The organism is Paenibacillus sp. JJ1722 (assembly GCF_048282685.1).
GTDB lineage: Bacteria > Bacillota > Bacilli > Paenibacillales > Paenibacillaceae > Paenibacillus > Paenibacillus polymyxa_B.
The window spans coordinates 1,001,581-1,017,672 of record NZ_CP182500.1 but is presented as its reverse complement, the minus strand read 5'-3'; the positions used below and the strand labels follow the sequence as shown (position 1 = coordinate 1,017,672).

At 42.8% G+C, this 16,092-nt stretch carries 16 protein-coding genes and 1 riboswitch; of the genes, 3 read left to right on the top strand and 13 right to left on the bottom strand.

Translation table 11 applies throughout. The features are described from left to right. Positions 1 to 146 precede the first annotated feature (146 nt). The 8 genes from ACM1ND_RS04700 to ACM1ND_RS04665 all read right to left on the bottom strand — a co-directional run bounded on the left by ACM1ND_RS04700 (position 147) and on the right by ACM1ND_RS04665 (position 5,896). Positions 147 to 788, bottom strand: coding sequence for a deoxynucleoside kinase (locus ACM1ND_RS04700; protein ID WP_013308920.1), 642 nt, complete (start codon positions 786 to 788; stop codon positions 147 to 149). After that, positions 788 to 1,408, bottom strand: coding sequence for a deoxynucleoside kinase (locus ACM1ND_RS04695; RefSeq protein WP_023987130.1), 621 nt, complete (start codon positions 1,406 to 1,408; stop codon positions 788 to 790). The genes ACM1ND_RS04700 and ACM1ND_RS04695 overlap by 1 nt, the downstream gene beginning before the upstream one ends. Before the next feature lie 146 nt (positions 1,409 to 1,554). Then, the gene (locus ACM1ND_RS04690) at positions 1,555 to 2,154 is read right to left on the bottom strand and encodes a response regulator transcription factor (protein WP_013308918.1); all 600 of its coding nucleotides are present in this window, start codon (positions 2,152 to 2,154) and stop codon (positions 1,555 to 1,557) included. Further along, positions 2,151 to 3,284, bottom strand: coding sequence for a sensor histidine kinase (locus ACM1ND_RS04685; protein WP_023987129.1), 1,134 nt, complete (start codon positions 3,282 to 3,284; stop codon positions 2,151 to 2,153). The genes ACM1ND_RS04690 and ACM1ND_RS04685 overlap by 4 nt, the downstream gene beginning before the upstream one ends. Positions 3,285 to 3,403: 119 nt before the next feature. Then, entirely contained in the window at positions 3,404 to 3,526 is a 123-nt protein-coding gene (locus ACM1ND_RS04680; RefSeq protein WP_256026584.1) for a hypothetical protein, read from the bottom strand. A 3-nt stretch (positions 3,527 to 3,529) separates the two neighbouring features. Further along, positions 3,530 to 4,027: a hypothetical protein gene (locus tag ACM1ND_RS04675; RefSeq protein WP_028542035.1), complete on the bottom strand. Its 498-nt coding sequence runs from the start codon at positions 4,025 to 4,027 to the stop codon at positions 3,530 to 3,532. Beyond that, positions 4,005 to 4,550 carry a PadR family transcriptional regulator gene (locus tag ACM1ND_RS04670; RefSeq protein ID WP_068938576.1) on the bottom strand — a complete coding sequence of 182 codons (546 nt, stop codon included), beginning with the start codon at positions 4,548 to 4,550 and terminating at the stop codon, positions 4,005 to 4,007. Before ACM1ND_RS04670 ends, ACM1ND_RS04675 begins: the two co-directional genes overlap by 23 nt. A gap of 284 nt (positions 4,551 to 4,834) precedes the next feature. Further along, complete coding sequence (locus ACM1ND_RS04665) at positions 4,835 to 5,896, bottom strand: fatty acid desaturase (protein WP_023987126.1); 1,062 nt, start codon at positions 5,894 to 5,896, stop codon at positions 4,835 to 4,837. Positions 5,897 to 6,109: 213 nt separating this feature from the next. Further along, positions 6,110 to 6,194, top strand: a riboswitch (ZMP/ZTP riboswitch). A gap of 110 nt (positions 6,195 to 6,304) precedes the next feature. On the opposite strand from ACM1ND_RS04665, the gene ACM1ND_RS04660 reads away from it, so the two are divergent. Together ACM1ND_RS04660 and ACM1ND_RS04655 are read left to right on the top strand one after the other, a co-directional pair. Then, the gene (locus ACM1ND_RS04660; RefSeq protein ID WP_023987125.1) at positions 6,305 to 7,171 is read left to right on the top strand and encodes a bifunctional 5,10-methylenetetrahydrofolate dehydrogenase/5,10-methenyltetrahydrofolate cyclohydrolase; all 867 of its coding nucleotides are present in this window, start codon (positions 6,305 to 6,307) and stop codon (positions 7,169 to 7,171) included. Then, positions 7,168 to 7,803, top strand: a complete 636-nt coding sequence (locus tag ACM1ND_RS04655) for a cyclodeaminase/cyclohydrolase family protein (protein WP_075153780.1) — start codon at positions 7,168 to 7,170, stop codon at positions 7,801 to 7,803. Before ACM1ND_RS04660 ends, ACM1ND_RS04655 begins: the two co-directional genes overlap by 4 nt. A gap of 218 nt (positions 7,804 to 8,021) precedes the next feature. On the opposite strand, the gene ACM1ND_RS04650 is transcribed toward ACM1ND_RS04655, so the two are convergent. Together ACM1ND_RS04650 and ACM1ND_RS04645 are read right to left on the bottom strand one after the other, a co-directional pair. Further along, complete coding sequence (locus ACM1ND_RS04650) at positions 8,022 to 9,014, bottom strand: ABC transporter substrate-binding protein (protein ID WP_418027110.1); 993 nt, start codon at positions 9,012 to 9,014, stop codon at positions 8,022 to 8,024. Between the two features lie 192 nt (positions 9,015 to 9,206). Further along, positions 9,207 to 9,599 (bottom strand): winged helix-turn-helix transcriptional regulator, encoded by a 393-nt coding sequence (locus ACM1ND_RS04645; RefSeq protein WP_023987122.1) that lies wholly within the window; start codon positions 9,597 to 9,599, stop codon positions 9,207 to 9,209. A 143-nt stretch (positions 9,600 to 9,742) separates the two neighbouring features. Between ACM1ND_RS04645 and ACM1ND_RS04640 the strand changes: the two genes are divergently transcribed. Then, positions 9,743 to 10,417 (top strand): NAD(P)H-dependent oxidoreductase, encoded by a 675-nt coding sequence (locus ACM1ND_RS04640; protein ID WP_023987121.1) that lies wholly within the window; start codon positions 9,743 to 9,745, stop codon positions 10,415 to 10,417. A gap of 107 nt (positions 10,418 to 10,524) precedes the next feature. Here ACM1ND_RS04640 and ACM1ND_RS04635 read toward each other — a convergent pair whose 3' ends face one another. The 3 genes from ACM1ND_RS04635 to ACM1ND_RS04625 form a co-directional block, all read right to left on the bottom strand. Next, entirely contained in the window at positions 10,525 to 13,437 is a 2,913-nt protein-coding gene (locus tag ACM1ND_RS04635; protein ID WP_418027109.1) for an S-layer homology domain-containing protein, read from the bottom strand. Positions 13,438 to 13,818: 381 nt separating this feature from the next. Continuing rightward, on the bottom strand, positions 13,819 to 14,541 hold the full coding sequence (locus ACM1ND_RS04630) for a hypothetical protein (protein ID WP_254349076.1): 723 nt from the start codon (positions 14,539 to 14,541) through the stop codon (positions 13,819 to 13,821). A 299-nt stretch (positions 14,542 to 14,840) separates the two neighbouring features. Continuing rightward, complete coding sequence (locus tag ACM1ND_RS04625) at positions 14,841 to 15,776, bottom strand: hypothetical protein (RefSeq protein WP_254349075.1); 936 nt, start codon at positions 15,774 to 15,776, stop codon at positions 14,841 to 14,843. Positions 15,777 to 16,092: the final 316 nt, after the last annotated feature.

Here is a 16,092-nt window from a genome sequence, read left to right as displayed (position 1 = left end):
TCGCATTCCAGCCTAAACTTGTCCACTATACCGTTAGTCATATCTCATGCTTTAACATGTTCATTCGACAAAAAAAGACTGTAGTCTATCAGCATAATTTATACTGATTGTACCACAGTCCCTGTTATTTATTTGGGGTTATATCTCTATTTTTTTGATATTACTTTTCCTACTTCTTCCAAAATGGCATCCATGGAAGCTGGGTCGTGTACATCATATTCATCAATGTTCAGACGCAGTACAGGACAGGCATCAAATTCGTTGATCCAATTGGAATATCTGCGATGCATTTGCTCCCAATAAGAACGCTCGGTCTGGATCTCCATCTCGCGACCGCGCTCCTCAATCCGACTCAGTATGGAGGGCAAGCTGCCTTCCAAATAGATCAACACATCAGGGTGCGGGAAAAACGGTGTCATCACCATCGCCTCAAACAGGCTAGTATACGTTTCATAATCGGTAGGGTTCATCGTTCCCTGATCGGCATGCATTTTCGCAAAAATGCCTGTGTCCTCATAAATAGAACGATCCTGCACAAAACCTCCACCAGACAAGAAAATATTCTTTTGTTCCTTGAAGCGTTCCGCGAGAAAATAAATTTGCAAATGAAAGCTCCATCTTTCGAAATCGTGATAAAATTTCTCCAGATAGGGATTATGATCGACCTGCTCCAAAGAGGTTTTAAAACCAAGGCGTCCGGCCAAAGCACCAGTCAGCGTGGATTTACCTACACCCACTGTACCCGCTACCGTAATCAGGGCATTCGCAGGAATGTTGTAATTATTCACTATATAAGCTCCTTTACATCGGAAACAATTTGTTTAAATTGTGCCTGGTTTTCTACAAAATCAATTTCATTCCCGTTCACGGTCAATATACGAGGGGAAGGGGACTGTTCAGCGAGAAACTGAATGCCTTTATCATAATCTATTATTAATTGCTCCAGATAGGCGGGGTCCATCTCCTGTTCAAAAGAGCGTGCACGCTTGCGAATTCTCCCCAGCAAGGTATCCAAATCTGCTTTAATATAAATGATAATGTCTGGCTTAGGCATATCATCCGTGAGCAGATGATAGATTTGACGATATTTTTCGAGCTTCACACCCTTAAGCGTACGTTCAGCAAAAATCAAATTCTTGTAGATATGATAATCAGAAATAACGGGCTGAGCTTTCTCGATATATTGCAGACCAGTATCCTCCAGCTGCTTATACCGATTGCAGAGAAAGAACATTTCCAGCTGAAAACTCCACTCATCTATATTTTGATAAAATTTATCGAGAAATGGGTTCTCCTCGACAATCTCTTTGATTATCGGCAAATGTAGCTCGGTTGAAAGCATCGAAGCCAACGTCGTTTTACCTGCTCCGATTGGCCCTTCAACGGCTATAAATGGGGCTTGTTTCATGCAGTTCTGCTCCTCCTTGTACTCCAGTCCATCCTGTGGACAACTATCCTATTGTATCACAAGGTAGTACGCTAAAGGCATACCAAATCTATGGATAAAACAAAAAAAACAGAGCGCTACATTTTGCTTCATAGCGTCCCTGTTTCTCACTTAAACCAACCTTTTTCATTAAAACGTGTAATCGCCTCGATCCGGTTACTGACACCCAGCTTATCGAGAATGACTGAAATATAATTGCGCACCGTCCCTGTCGTTAAATACAGTTCACCAGCAATCTCTTTTGTATTCTTTCCGTCAGCAATAAGCGCCAAAACGGTCTTTTCACGCTCTGTTAGCGGGTTGACTTCGGCATAAGCATCATCGACCAGTTCTGGAGCGTAAATACGTCGACCTGCCATAATACTTCGAATGGAGGAAGCCAGCTCTTCACTGGGACTGTCCTTGAGCAGATAACCGTGTGTCCCCGCCTTGATCGCTCGTTCAAAATACCCGGGGCGAGCAAACGTAGTTAAAATCAGTACCTTGCAGTTCAAGGCTTTGAGTTCCTCAGCCGCATCCAATCCGCTCTTAATCGGCATTTCGATGTCCATAATGCATATATCCGGCTGGTGCAGCTTCACCAGTTCTATAGCTTCTTCCCCGTTGCTTGCTTTTCCGACTACTTTCATGTCCTCTTCCAAGTCTAGCAGGGAGGCTAGAGCACCCAGCAGCATACGCTGGTCTTCTGCAATAACAATTCGAATCATGGCCCCACCTCCTCATTCGGCTTTTCAGGGATATTGGGCACTTTAATGACCAAGGTCGTTCCCTGATCTGAGCGCAGCTCCATACATCCGTTCACGAATTCGAGCCTTTCCTTCATACCTTGCAGGCCATTTCCACGAAGGGTTCCATTTTCTCTCGTAGCACCGACTCCATTATCCTGAATCCGAAGAGTTAGTTCCTTACGAGACGGCTCAATAGTGATGGAGCAAGCGGTGGCTCCACTGTGCTTAACCACATTTGTCACTGCTTCCTTCATACACATACTAAGTACATTTTCATTCATTAATGATGTATGCTCCAGCTTCGGGTCGCCCTCCAAGGTCAATTCAATGTGAGCAGCCTTTAAGATCTGCCGAATACGTAACAGCTCATCCTCTAGTCGCATACCTCGCATTTGAGTAACCATTTCCCGCACCTCTTTTAACGCGCTTCTCGCCGTGAGACGAACATCGTTAATTTCAGCATGAGCACGCTCCGGGTACTGATCCATCAGTTTGCCCGCCAAATCGCTCTTCAGCCCGATGAGTGACAGCTTCTGACCTAAGGTATCGTGCAGGTCACGCGCAATTCTTTGCCGTTCCTCCAGCTTAATCAATTCCGATATTTTCTTATTGGCATCCTCTAATTGGACTTGGAGCCGATCGCTTTTGTTGCGATTAAAATTCGTAATCGGAAGGAGAATCACACCGATCAGATTGAGCAGGATAAAAGGAATCTGTTTAATAAAAACGGGATTCTGAGATACAAAACCGTAATTGATCAATCCAATCGTAATAACCATTAAAATGATATACAGCGTCGTAAATGCAGCCTTACTTTTAATATTACCGATCAGATAGGCGATAAATATGGAAAAATACATATAGCTAAACAGCAGTGTCATGGTAATCGATATGGCAATCTGTACACTGGTCCAAAAGTATATGAGCCAGCCTTTTGAGACAAAAGCCAGTACATAACATGCAAAGAATACCAAAATAATAGCAGTACCCAGAATAATATGACTTGTAGATGAAGAGCTAAAGTAGTAAAAGGGCAGGATATAAAAGACGACCCACACATAAGGACTAAGCCCTGTATTTCTTTGGAAAATCTGATACCACTTTTGCATTCTGCCACCCTCTTCTACTTCACATGACTTATATCCCTTATCTTATCATACCACTGTTTCGTCTGCTCGAAAGCACCAAAGGTAAAGCCTTTCCTGTGAAACGCAAATGAACACTTTGATTAGAAGCCGTCCATTTTGCGGGAACTGATCTCAAACTTAAGCCATTCGCTGTACACTCCACCCACTGCACCAGATCGTGCTTTGAAATGGGACTGGTCTATATTTCTGATCAGCTCGTTCATGAATTATACATACCTAACGTTATTAAATTTCTTTTCTATATCTTTAGCAAATTTTCCGCCCTCATCGGCTAAATGTTTTCTCATAAAGAATCCACCAAAACCATTTATCCATGCTGCAAAAGCCAGTAGCCGAGATGGAAAGTCCGCTCCAATCGTACAACTAAATTCGCAAGAGTTGTTATCAACAGGCGTGATCTTCATTTCCCATGGAACTCCAACGATGGCGGGTATCCATCGCCATATATATGCTTCTGTCTTGTCAGAGTAGAAACGCAAATGATCCTTTGTGTGCTCTTTTAATTGATAGTGCTGAACAATCATCTCATTCCCCATATTTTCCACATTAACCATATAGAATTCACCATCTTCAAAATAACTGCCCATTGCCTTGTGAGCTTTTGAAAATGATTCATATTCAGCTGGAGTCATCTCAGTTACCCATTTGTATAAATCCACATTTTTAGCTGCAATCTGCAATTTAAATTTCTTTGTCATTCTCATCTTCATTATCCTTCTTTCCTGTAATTTTTCTTGTGAGTTCATCGTGCCAATTCATAATCATTTGAAAATATTCTTTGCCAAACATCAACGTCGCGTGCTCATATACACCCATCTCATGAACGTGCTTCTCTTCTATCAAGGCAAGCTTGTTATATTCACAGGCGACAGTAGTTTGAAAGCTGGCAATCAAACGAACAACCTCAATGTCGTCAAGATATTTATAGAAGAAAAGCTTACTCAAATACTCATAATTAAAAGGGGAAAAAGTACATGGTGTTTTTAACCATTCTATAAATTCACTCTTCCCTTTTTCCGTAATACCATATGATTTTTTGAATCTGCCTTCCTCTACCACTTCTTCATACTTGATAAGCTCCCCCTTTTCCATTTTTTTCAGCATAGGATATATGCTTCCGAAGCTGGCATCAATAAAGTTGGAAGTGCTTATCGTCATCTTCTGCTTGATTTCATATCCTGTCATATCCTTTTCGCAGAGGAACCCAAGTATTACATAAATCAACATAAAATCTATTCCTTCTTTCCTGGCATAGTGAATTATCCTTCTGAAATCAAAGGGAACTTATCTCTGTTTACATGTAGCTAATTTATATATAATCGATATATATCGTTTCGATATATAGAATGTAAAGGTTGACAATCGATTTGTCAATAGCGCTTGCTAAAACAAAGAATGAAAGTACTGCATTTTCAATATAAACAAAAAAATCTAAAAGGATGTTATCCCTTTAGATTTCTCAAAGTAAACTGCAATTTTTCAACATCTCTTCAGAAAAGTTTTGTACAAAGTTATTTTCTTTCTGTGCTTACAACAGGTGTAGGGATGGGTTTCGTAACTGCAACACGTTTGCTGAGGAGCGGCCTCACTTGTTTAAAGGTCAAAAAGGTTTTCGTATTTTCATCCCAAAGTCGGAACTTCAAAGATTGCAGACTGCTACTTACTGTGATCGTGGTCGCCTTTTGAAGTAACGGTGTCGCTTCATGTGCTTTTTCCAAATTATAATTTGGCACTTTTGGGCTCAAGTGATGAACGTGATGAAATCCGATATTGCCCGTAATCCATTGCAATACTTTAGGAAGCTTGTAGTAAGAACTGCCTTCTACGGCCGCATTAATATAGCTCCACTCTTCATCGTGCTCAAAATACGAATCCTCAAATTGGTGTTGTACATAGAACAGCCAGATTCCCAACATACCAGATACAAAAAAGATAGGTGCCTGTACGAGAAGGAAGGCCTGCCATCCAATAGCCCATGACAACAGTGCATACAAGGCAACGATGGATATATTCGTCACATAGGTGTTCATTTTTTCCTTGCGTTTGGCTGTCTTGATATTAAACCGATAGGAAATCAAAAAAGTATAGATCGGACCTAGTCCAAACATAACCCAAGGATTTCGATATATGCGATAGGCCAGCCGTGTCCATGTGGAAGCCTCTGTGTACTCTTCTACCGTAAGCACCCACATGTCACCTGTGCCTCTTTTATCCAGATTACTGCTGGTTGCATGGTGGATTGCGTGACTATTTTTCCATTGGTGATAAGGGCAGAGCGTAATAATACCTGTAATCGTTCCCACAATGTCGTTCAGCTTGCGGCTTTTGAAGAAGGATTGATGACCACAATCATGAAAAATAATAAATGTCCGTACCACAAACCCCGATGCAACAATGGCAATTGGAAGTGTCAGCCAGTACGAAACCGACAGACTAAGATAAGCAGCATACCACAATAGGATCAGTGGACCCAAGGTATTGATGAGTTGCAGAACGCTGGATTTTGTGTTTATTTTCTCGTAGGGAGCCATATTTTTTTTCAATTGGGCTAATGGGAGTTGTGTCATACTCATTATGATCCTCCTTTAAAATGACGCCTATACCTTGATCCTGTTAGGCGTACATGTTGATCTAATCTCAGTATAAGGTAAAGCCTCTAGGCGCTGTAGTCATAAACGTCAGCTCGGGTATATGACATTTGTCATATAGACAAGTAACACAACCCGTTTTCCAAATGTTCGCGGGTTTCTTTTCTGATGATTATTTGTTAAAATATAAGACATAATAACGCTGTATGTGACTGGCGAAGTCAGTGGAATGAACCACGAGGGAGCATACAAAAAAAGCGTACCGTTCGCCTGGGAGAAGTATTTGCAGAGGATTCGTCTGTCTTGACGACCTTGTGCAAATACTTTTTTTCGTTTTAAGACCATGACACCCTGTTGATAAATCATGCGATAAATTCAGAGGAGGCACGGACTATGGCTATAATCATGAAATCCAAAGAAGCAGCTGAGCAAGTATATGCAACGATCCGTTCACAGGTAGAAAAAATGAAGCAGCAAGGACACCGTCCCCATCTGGCGACCCTATTGGTAGAAGGCGATCCGGCATCTGCATACTATGCACGGACCAAGCAAAAAATAGCGGAGAAGCTGGGAATCTCATTTCATCTCCATACTTTTGACCGTCATGTTAGCGAAGCCGAGCTACTGCACCTGATCGGCAGTCTGAACGATGCATCCCATGTACATGGCATTATGCTGGAACTGCCGCTTCCCCAACATCTTTCTGCCTCCGTTATTAAACAATCCATCGCCCCCTACAAGGATATTGATGGAATAACACCTGATAACAAGCTGGCTACCGTAACAGGTGACGCCGGACTATATCCCGCAACACCTCAAGCCTGTATCGAGCTGCTCAAGCATTACGGTCACACCTTGGCAGGCAAAAATGTCACGCTCGTGGGCATCGGGCAGACAGTGGGACTTCCCCTTTTCCACATGTTGCAAAGAGAAAATGCCACCGTTACCGCCTGTCATGCAGGTACGCGTGATATTGCAGAGCATCTGAGCCATGCAGACATTGCCTTCGTCGCAGTCGGATGCCCTGATGTGATTACGCAGGATATGGTCCATCCCGGTCTGATTCTCGTGGATGCAGGAATTAACGAGACACTGGAAGGAAAAATCGTGGGTGACGCTGCTTCAAACGTGGGTGAAAAGGTACATGCCATTTCTCCGGTTCCCGGCGGTGTTGGCACCTTAACGACTGCGATTTTGTACAAAAATCTGCTCAAAGCGATACATCTGCAACACTACTCCAGAGAGGTGGTCTATTCATGAGTGAACTGTCTTGGAACAATTCCATCGGACATTTTCTGAAAGAGGCTGCAAGTGCAGCGCCTACCCCCGGCGGAGGAAGTGTATCCGCACTAGCTGCGGCACTAGGCGCGGCTATGACCTCCATGACCGCCAACCTTTCACAAGGAGAAAAATATGCGCACATCCATGAAAAAATCACGGACGTCATTAGCAGCATGGGAAGATTGTCTACACATTGTGAGGAACTAATGGTCGCAGACATCCAATCCTTTGAACAGTACATGACCGCGCTGCGCTTGCCCAAGGAAACAGACGAAGAAAAGCGCTATCGTACCCATTCCCTACAGACAGCGGTGATCGCTGCCATTGAGGTACCCATGCGCCTGCTGGAAGTATGCCGGGACGGATTGTCGCAAGCCTACAACATTGTGGAAATGTCCAATAAAAATGTGATTTCAGATCTTGGCATCGGCGCGATCCTGTTCGAAGCAGCAGCTCAATCTGCCCTGCTTACCGTCGACATTAACCTTGCTTCGCTGAAAGACTTGGATGTCAAATACTCCTATGAAACCAAGACAGCCGCACTCATCCGTGAAATCGGACAAATCAAAGAACAAACCTTGTTGATGGTACGCAGTCGAATAGCGAATTAGTCTGCTCATAACCGTGTTTAACCTGTTCTAAAACATTTCTTCAAAAAAATAACTGATTGGATACAAAAAGAAGATACTATTGAAATTACAACGAAATAGTAAATAAAAACCAGTCCAAACATGATTCATGTTGGACTGGTTTTTTATGCTATATACTGCGTGTATTATGCGACTTCCCATCTGTTTTGGACAATTCGTCACAACGCAGAATCTCACACCTATTGTTTAACTTTATTCTCTTTTTCTCTTTCGACCAGCATATCTACGATCATATCAATTTGTCCAGTAATAGCGATTGGATCATAGCGATAATACGTATCAAAATCGTTAAAGAACACTCTATTGTTCTTCACCGCAGGAAGATTCCCCCACACAGCGGACGATTTCAGTTGCTTGAGCGCGTCACCCTTTTTCTCCGGGTCATACGTAGTCAGGAACATATAATCTGCGTCATACTGTGGCAATACCTCCATCGAAAGCTGCACCGTTTGTTCCTTGGAGTTAGCTGTTTTCTTTGGCATATTCAGTTTGAGCGCATTGTACACAGCTTGTCCGCCGCGCCCCGCATTGTCGCCAAAGATCCAAAGTGCGTGCTTGTCCGTCAGCTCATACAGACCGAAAGTTGCCTTTTCGTCAATCACACCTTTAAGACGTGCACGACCTTCAGCGGCCTTTTTATCAAATGCAGCAATAAATTGCTCAGCCTTCTCCTTTTCCCCGGTGATATCGCCGAACAGCTTGACCGTATCATAGATATTAGTCGTCGTACCGTACGGAATATACAGGGTAGGTGCGATTTTAGACAAAGCCTCATAATTCGTATCCTTCATAACCACGATCAGATCGGGTTTGAGTTCCAGCGTCTTTTCCAAATTGGTCGGATCACCCACCTCTTTGGTTCCTTTTTCCTTCAGCAAATCGGTCAGAAAAGGATTTTGAAACGCAGTTGGCTCCACACCCACCACGTTAGCACCCACGGACAGCAATTCTCCACCGTAAAAATCCGTTACAATGCGCTGTGGCTTCGCAGGAATTTGAATATCCCCTTTAACCGTTTTAAAGCTTCTAGTCTCTCCAGTAGTAGCCGACTCTTGCTTATCTCCTGAAGATGAAGCCGGATTACTTCCATTATTATTTCCGCCGCAAGCGCTGATGAATACAGACAATACAAGTAACATAGCTGTCATCATAAAACACGATTTTCTTTTCAACTGATTAGCCCCCTATATATTGTGAAGATGATCTTCCCGATACACATGATAATGATTATCAATATCGTAAGAAATATATCAAGCGTCGTCCTTACTGTCAACTGAAAAACGAACTTTGCATCATTTCACTTTAAAAATGAAAAGACCTGCCAAAATGATGGCCAGGTCTTCTTTGTGGAGCCGTCTCAAAACCTACACATTGGGGCTAGGTTGCTGAAGGCTGCTTTCTGGTGATCGCTGTTTTGTTTTATATTCTTCTCCCCAATCCTTCATCAGGTTAATAATCGGGATCAGCGTTTTTCCAAATTCAGTTAGAGAGTATTCGACCTTGGGAGGAACCTGTTGGTAGACTTCACGGTGAACGACTCCGTCCTCTTCCAGCTCGCGCAATTGGAGTGTCAGCATACGCTGGGTAATTCCCGGACAGATCCGCCGAAAATCACTAAATCGCTTAGTCCCATACATGAGATGATATAAAATAATCCCTTTCCATTTGCCCCCAATCACGTCCAGCGTGTACTCAACAGGACACGCCTGATCATTTCCAGCGGTACATTCCCCAAAGCCGCCTTTCCGATTGCGCATAGGCTTTTCTCCTCCTTGGTATCATTTTATATACTACAGCACATTAATGTGCGTACTTCAAAAACGATCATGTATATTCTAATATTAAGCATGTTACTTGGTAAGCGTCAATTTTAATCACATCCATAAGGAGTGGAATAACGATGGAAACCTTAACTACTACTAAAGATCAAATCTTATCTGCATACGAGTTCAGACATGCAACGAAGGAATTTGATAGCCATAAGAAAATTAGCGATTCTGACTTCGACTTTATTCTTGAAACAGGCCGTTTATCCCCGAGTTCGTTTGGCTTTGAACCCTGGAAATTTGTTGTCGTTCAGAGTAACGCTATGCGTGAGAAGCTGCTGCCTTACTCTTGGGGGGCCCAAAAACAACTGCCAACAGCCAGCCATTTTGTACTCATCCTCTCTAGACTTCCTGAAGATATGGTAGCCTCATCCGATTATATCAAGAGTATGATGGAGAACGTGCAGCAATTACCAGCTGAAGTGATTCAAGGCAGAGAGAAAGTGTATGATGCCTTTCTAAAGTCAGATTTTGGGCTGGAGGAAAATAAAAGAGCCTTGTTCGAGTGGGGCTGCCGACAAACCTACATCGCACTGGGCAACATGATGACTGCCGCAGCTCAAATCGGCATTGATTCCTGCCCTATCGAAGGTTTTAATAAACAGGAAATCGAACGCATCCTCTCCGAGGAAGGCATTATGGATGCCGAGCATTTCGGTATTTCTTGTATGGTGGCATTTGGATACCGTCTCAACGAACCGCGTGGCAAAACTCGGCGATCTGTAGATCAGGTTATTGAATGGGTGTAAAACCTTTTTTCTAAAACAAAGGGGCGTCCCATAACCATCTCCATGGCTGTTGGGACACCCCCTTTTCATAAAACCTCAAGTCTTAAAAATTCTGTCATTCCAAACCCTTACTTATAAGTTACTTCTTCCGCGAAATAGATTTCCTTTAAACGATCCTTTACGCGCTGAATTTCATCTGCTGTTAACGGAGCTGTAGGATGCAGCTTAAAGTTCCTTCCAGTGACATAGCTTACATCTGTGTTCTTACCCAGATTGTAGGCCATCTTCGGAATCGGATTTCGGGTATAGTCAGTAAAGTCAATAATGGACCATGCCGCATCTCCATCCTCCTTGGATAAAATAATCCGCTGTGAGGCGTTTTCAGTCCACAAGTAACGCAGATTGGCTGGTGAATTATTGGAGTCCATAACTGCCTTAAAACCTGAGCCTCTAAACATGAGTGAAAACTCCGTATGATCATTACTCAATCCAGCTATCGATTCATAAATCTGTTTCAGCCCGTCCACGCCCACAATCTCAACCTCACGGTCAACAGGGAAGTGCTTCACAAAGTTTTCCCATATTTGAGACATGTTATGGTTTTTGGCAAGCCAGTTGACATCCAAAATAATGGACATGTAGTTTACTGTATTCAAACGTTGATACGGGTTATCTAAATATTGCTGTGCTATATACAGTTGTGGTGCCGCATCCGTTTCCGTCACATATGGATCACCTGGATGGAGAGTCCAGCGTGAAGAATCTTTGGTATAGCGCGACCCGATGGGATCAATCGTAATCGAGTTCATAAATACGATACCGCTATTATTTGTAAGCCCCTGTGCCGGAACAATCGGATTATCCTTATGGGACCAGTAAGGCATCAAAGGTGAACCCTCACCATACATGTTGTTCACATTATACTGTGTAGCCGACCATCCCATCGCTGAGGTAATCTTAAAATGATCCTTAAGCCATTGGGCCTGCTCAGGATTCACCGTAAAGCCGGTCAATGATTTAGGCAGATACTTCCGATATTGGTCTGTATCCATACTTTCAAACACCGAAGGTGATCCCAACGAACCAGATTGGTGCAGCTCATTGAGGGCATTATAACGATACATATACAACCACTCGTTCATCTGTGCTTCCCATTCAGGAAGATCAAACAGATTATTCGGATACCCATCCAAAATCCCGACTTCATCGCCATACTGATCCACGTATTCCAAAACCTTTTTAAGCTGCGGACGATTTGATTCCACAAAAATAAATCTATTTTCCATGGCCCACGTCACTTTTAAGTTGGTACCAAAGTGATCCATCAGCAATTGACGCGACTGCTCAATTTGCTCTACCGTGGTCGTACTGCCCGCATCTTTTCCCTGTAGCATCATGGAGATAGCAAAATATTGCTTTTTGCGTGCTCCTGGTACTACAGTTAACTCGGCATCGGATATGAAGTGAATTCCCTGAGAGGGTGATTCAACCTCAATCTTGAATGGAATGACAGAGTTCAATGCAGGAATCAGATGCAGGTTGGCAATATGTCCATCCTCGTCAAATATCCCTCTGGAATCCTCTATACGAAGCTTCAAGTCTGACGGCAATAGACCGGACGGTATGACCTCTCCCTTTGCATTTTGAAATACATAGGGCATGCTCCAGGCTGTAGGGTCTAGAGTAGTGGCCTGTGAAATGGTGTACGTCGCCAAGTATACGGACCTGATTACACTCGGGTCCTCTACCGGAGGAGTCTTCCCTTTCACGATCAGCTTGGTCTGTGCTTTAAGTACCCGATAAGGTTTAGCAATGGTGACTTCCATCTCTACAGGAATATAACCATCAGCAGCAGGTATATTTTCGGAATGCGCAATTTTCCCATGTTCATCAAATACACCTAATGTATCACTAAATGTGTAGGTGACACTTGTGACGCTAACAGCGGGAATGCTTACCAAGTGCCCTTTATTGTAGAGATCAAAGGACAGCTGATACGAAGGATACGTTTCCGGTTGATTGACCAACTCGGGCGCCTTGATTACTACCTCATCCACCACGAAATCCGACGAATGATCCGGTGGTTCTGACGGAGTCACTGGCGGTATGATTGGTGGTATCACTGGCGGTGTCAGTGGTGGTATCACCGGTGGTTTGGGACTAGGTTCTGGTCGTATAATTGGCGGTTCCGGCTTCGGCTCTGTTGGTGTTACCGGAGATACCGGTGGATCGGGTCTTGGACTATGGCTTTTAGGCTCTTCGATCTCCGGATTCGCACGCTGGTGACTGATTTCCGGCGCCAGGTCGACCACGATCTTCCTCGATTCCGTTGGACTGGCTGGCTGATTCGTCATTGCAGTTCCATTTCCTAATGACTCCTGCAAACGCTTAGCACGTTCTCTCAGACCGTCACCGCCTAGCCATATCCGATATGCTACCAGTGTAGCATCCTGCCGTCTCACAGACTCTTTGGGATGAAAATAATGATTCGTATCCCCCTCGATCAGCTCCAACCGTTCCATCAGCCATACGCTCGTTTGTGCATAGTCTGATATATCAGCCTGATCCACAAAACTGGATCTATCGGAAGCGCGGGTATCTTCAGAAACGCCGAAATACCTGGCATACCACACCGCCATATCCTGACGGGTCATATTATGCTTTGCACCGAATAACTGATCACTAACTCCTTTGGTAATGTTCTCTGCTTGCAAGGTCTGTACATAGGGTAGAGCCCACGGTGACACATCACTAAAAGAAGCAACGCTTTTGTTAACCGAAGTTCGTTTTAAGGTTTTAACGAAAATGCTCGCCCATTCCTGCCTCGAAATAAAATGCACAGGTCGAAAACTACCATCCTGATAACCCGTAACATACCCTTGAGCAGCCATGGCTTCAATTGCATCAGCTGCGTAGGAATGTTCGATATCGTTAAAGACCCTGTCTGCAAAAACAGGCACAGTATGTATACAGAACAACCAAACAGCCAGTAAAGCAGCGATGTACTGCCTAATTTGTTTTAACTTTTTTTCAGATTTCATATTATTTGGATCCTTGCACCTCCTTTACGATATAGCATCAGGTTACTTCCACCTGCACTTCTGTTTCAACTCTGAAAATTATCTCTTTTGTTTTCAAACGGATTTCATTTCAATTAACACCAAACTGTATATACTTGAATTATCGGAATAATATCCCTAGGATTGAATAAAGACAGCAAAAAAAGTAGTTATAGATTACGGTTCCATCCGTAAAATTGTCATTATTTTAAAGGCATATATCCCGATCTTTTAAAATGGTTTTCATTGGGAATTAAATTTCCAGCATTTTTTCATTACTAAATTTTCTAATGCGAGCATCACAATAAAAAAGATAACATCATGTATAAAGCACCATACACAATGTTATCTCTTCTTTTGTTTTTATTGGCTATCTCCATCAGCTGTTGATTCTTTGTTGCCAGCACTCTTAAAAACATAATAATAACCTTCTGAAATCCCATCTTGCGGATAAGCTGCAGGATCTTCGCTGGTTACTTGACCTACAAGCTCCTGATTCTTAAACGTGTGAGGACCTTCCTCTATTAGCGCCTCAGCAGACATCCCACTGATAAGTCTTACGGTACTGGACCAGAATGTAACTAAATATATATCGTTAGCATTAAATTGAAAGCGTCCTTCACTGGGTGTCCCCTCATAAAACAGCTCAGACAAAGAAGCCGCTTCTGACCCTCTCATAAAAATTTGAATATCACTAGTTCCATTCCATCTATGAGGAATTCCACCTCTGGGATTGATATACTCTACAACCTCAGGCTCTTGATCGCGAAGAAAATCAGTAACTGTAAATTTGTACACATCATCCGTTATACTCTCGGTTACAACTCCAGTTGTTTTCCCTGTTTTATAGCCACTGAAATCTCCATACACATTTGGGGTTTGACTTAAAGCTGCAAAAAACCTTTCCTGATCCATATATTCGACTCTTCCAGGTACCGCAGTCAATCTATATGTCTTGACCTCAGTGCCCTTGTACTTATCCCAAGTATATTCTGTAGCTGCATAAGATACTCCACTGTTCCAGCTCACAGATGCCACCATGAGAATACCTATCATCAATAATAATGGCCATTTTTTCAACACCATACCCTCAACCTCTTTCTCAAAGTACACTCAAATCATTATTAGCATTATAGCTTTTCAACAGTTCTATTAACAGTTAAATATTAGAAAAAAGTGTGGATGATTTTTGTCACCTATGAGCTACAAAATTTCCTTGAACAACTGGCAGCCCCTGTCCACTTTACTTTATGATGGATGGGTAGCAGAACATAATAAAGGCATTATGGAGAGAGAATACTGGGGTCTATAACGGCTTTATTCCAAGCTAGGATTTTCGGAAATTTATACGTATTGGTATCAAGTTAAAACATGCATTGAATAAGCTATTTCCCTGTATTCTGCTGATCGGTTGCTGCTTTGAGACGTTTTTCCATTTCTGTAGACACCATAATGTTTAATAGCCCCATAAGATTATTGGTCTCATCCCTTGCTTTTTGATAGGCCGCAGCGAAGGCTTTTTCATTCGCGGCAGGGTTTTTAATGTCACTTAGTTTCTTCCACTCGGGCTTAACGCGTTGATCGTACATATCGTACAAGCTGATGTCTGTAGGTGTCTGGGCAACAGGCATCATAGACTCAAATTTCGAGGCAACCTTAAAAAATCCCAGCGTATTTTGGACCGATGGACTAGAATAATCATGCGTCCTCATCGCTTCTTCTAAAATATGAAGTCCCTCGCGTGACAAATAAAGCATTTTGACGAGTCCTCTTTCTGTATTAGAGGTTTCCTCCCACTTCTTGTAGGACTCACCTGGAGCAACTCCCTCTGTAAAAAAATTATAAGCTTCATGAATAAATTCATCTGTATTCAGGTGGATGGGTTCTTCTGTATATAAATTCACGACAGAATCACTGTAATTTGCAATGTTTACATGTTTCCCGGTTGGATCGGAAACCCGCCGAATCGGATGATCCGGTACTCGTACCAGTCCATAACGATCCGCAAAGGTAAGAAGCTGCTCCTGCGTCGTATTTAACCCTATTTGTCCTGCTGGCTGCTCGGGTTTCGTTGCTTCTTTAGCCACATCTGAGTACGTCTTCCCATTACTTTTTGCAGCTTGGTCTGTAGTATTGCTCACAATACCATCCACACCAGCCTGTTCCGCATTGTCCGCCTTGGTATTCTGTGTAGTCGTAGTCGTTGCTGCTCCAGTCGTAGATTCACCTTCAATTTGCTTTTTGGAGTCACCGCATGCGGTCAGCATAGCAGTTAAACTTATTACAGCAGTCAACAAAATAATATACGCTTTTGCCTTCATTCAGTATCTTCCTCATTTCCTTATGTATCATTCTTTATACCTTCGCGGTCTGATTGTAGCCTTCAATAATATGGAATTAATCTTATCAAAAATAAAAATGAGGGAATACTGGACCATACTCCTGATTATCTTCGATGATTCTATAGTAATTCGTTGTTTTCTGAACTAAAGTCGTGGCTCTCAACCTATATAATGGGCAAATTGCCCGTTGACTTTCGGAATACTTGATCCTCGGTACTACTCCTGCCTGTTCAAGTTACATTATAGTTGGTTCCTAGTTTTCTAAAGCAGATCGTGCTGTTTTAAATCAGTAGGT

Coding starts and splice junctions, on each gene's coding strand:
- ACM1ND_RS04695 (WP_023987130.1), bottom strand. CDS start 1,408: ATGAAACAAGCCCCATTTATAGCCGTTGAAGGGCCAATCGGAGCAGGT.
- ACM1ND_RS04690 (WP_013308918.1), bottom strand. CDS start 2,154: ATGATTCGAATTGTTATTGCAGAAGACCAGCGTATGCTGCTGGGTGCT.
- ACM1ND_RS04685 (WP_023987129.1), bottom strand. CDS start 3,284: ATGCAAAAGTGGTATCAGATTTTCCAAAGAAATACAGGGCTTAGTCCT.
- ACM1ND_RS04680 (WP_256026584.1), bottom strand. CDS start 3,526: ATGAACGAGCTGATCAGAAATATAGACCAGTCCCATTTCAAAGCACGA.
- ACM1ND_RS04675 (WP_028542035.1), bottom strand. CDS start 4,027: ATGAGAATGACAAAGAAATTTAAATTGCAGATTGCAGCTAAAAATGTG.
- ACM1ND_RS04670 (WP_068938576.1), bottom strand. CDS start 4,550: ATGTTGATTTATGTAATACTTGGGTTCCTCTGCGAAAAGGATATGACA.
- ACM1ND_RS04665 (WP_023987126.1), bottom strand. CDS start 5,896: ATGAGTATGACACAACTCCCATTAGCCCAATTGAAAAAAAATATGGCT.
- ACM1ND_RS04660 (WP_023987125.1), top strand. CDS start 6,305: ATGGCTATAATCATGAAATCCAAAGAAGCAGCTGAGCAAGTATATGCA.
- ACM1ND_RS04655 (WP_075153780.1), top strand. CDS start 7,168: ATGAGTGAACTGTCTTGGAACAATTCCATCGGACATTTTCTGAAAGAG.
- ACM1ND_RS04645 (WP_023987122.1), bottom strand. CDS start 9,599: ATGCGCAATCGGAAAGGCGGCTTTGGGGAATGTACCGCTGGAAATGAT.
- ACM1ND_RS04640 (WP_023987121.1), top strand. CDS start 9,743: ATGGAAACCTTAACTACTACTAAAGATCAAATCTTATCTGCATACGAG.
- ACM1ND_RS04635 (WP_418027109.1), bottom strand. CDS start 13,437: ATGAAATCTGAAAAAAAGTTAAAACAAATTAGGCAGTACATCGCTGCT.
- ACM1ND_RS04630 (WP_254349076.1), bottom strand. CDS start 14,541: ATGGTGTTGAAAAAATGGCCATTATTATTGATGATAGGTATTCTCATG.
- ACM1ND_RS04625 (WP_254349075.1), bottom strand. CDS start 15,776: ATGAAGGCAAAAGCGTATATTATTTTGTTGACTGCTGTAATAAGTTTA.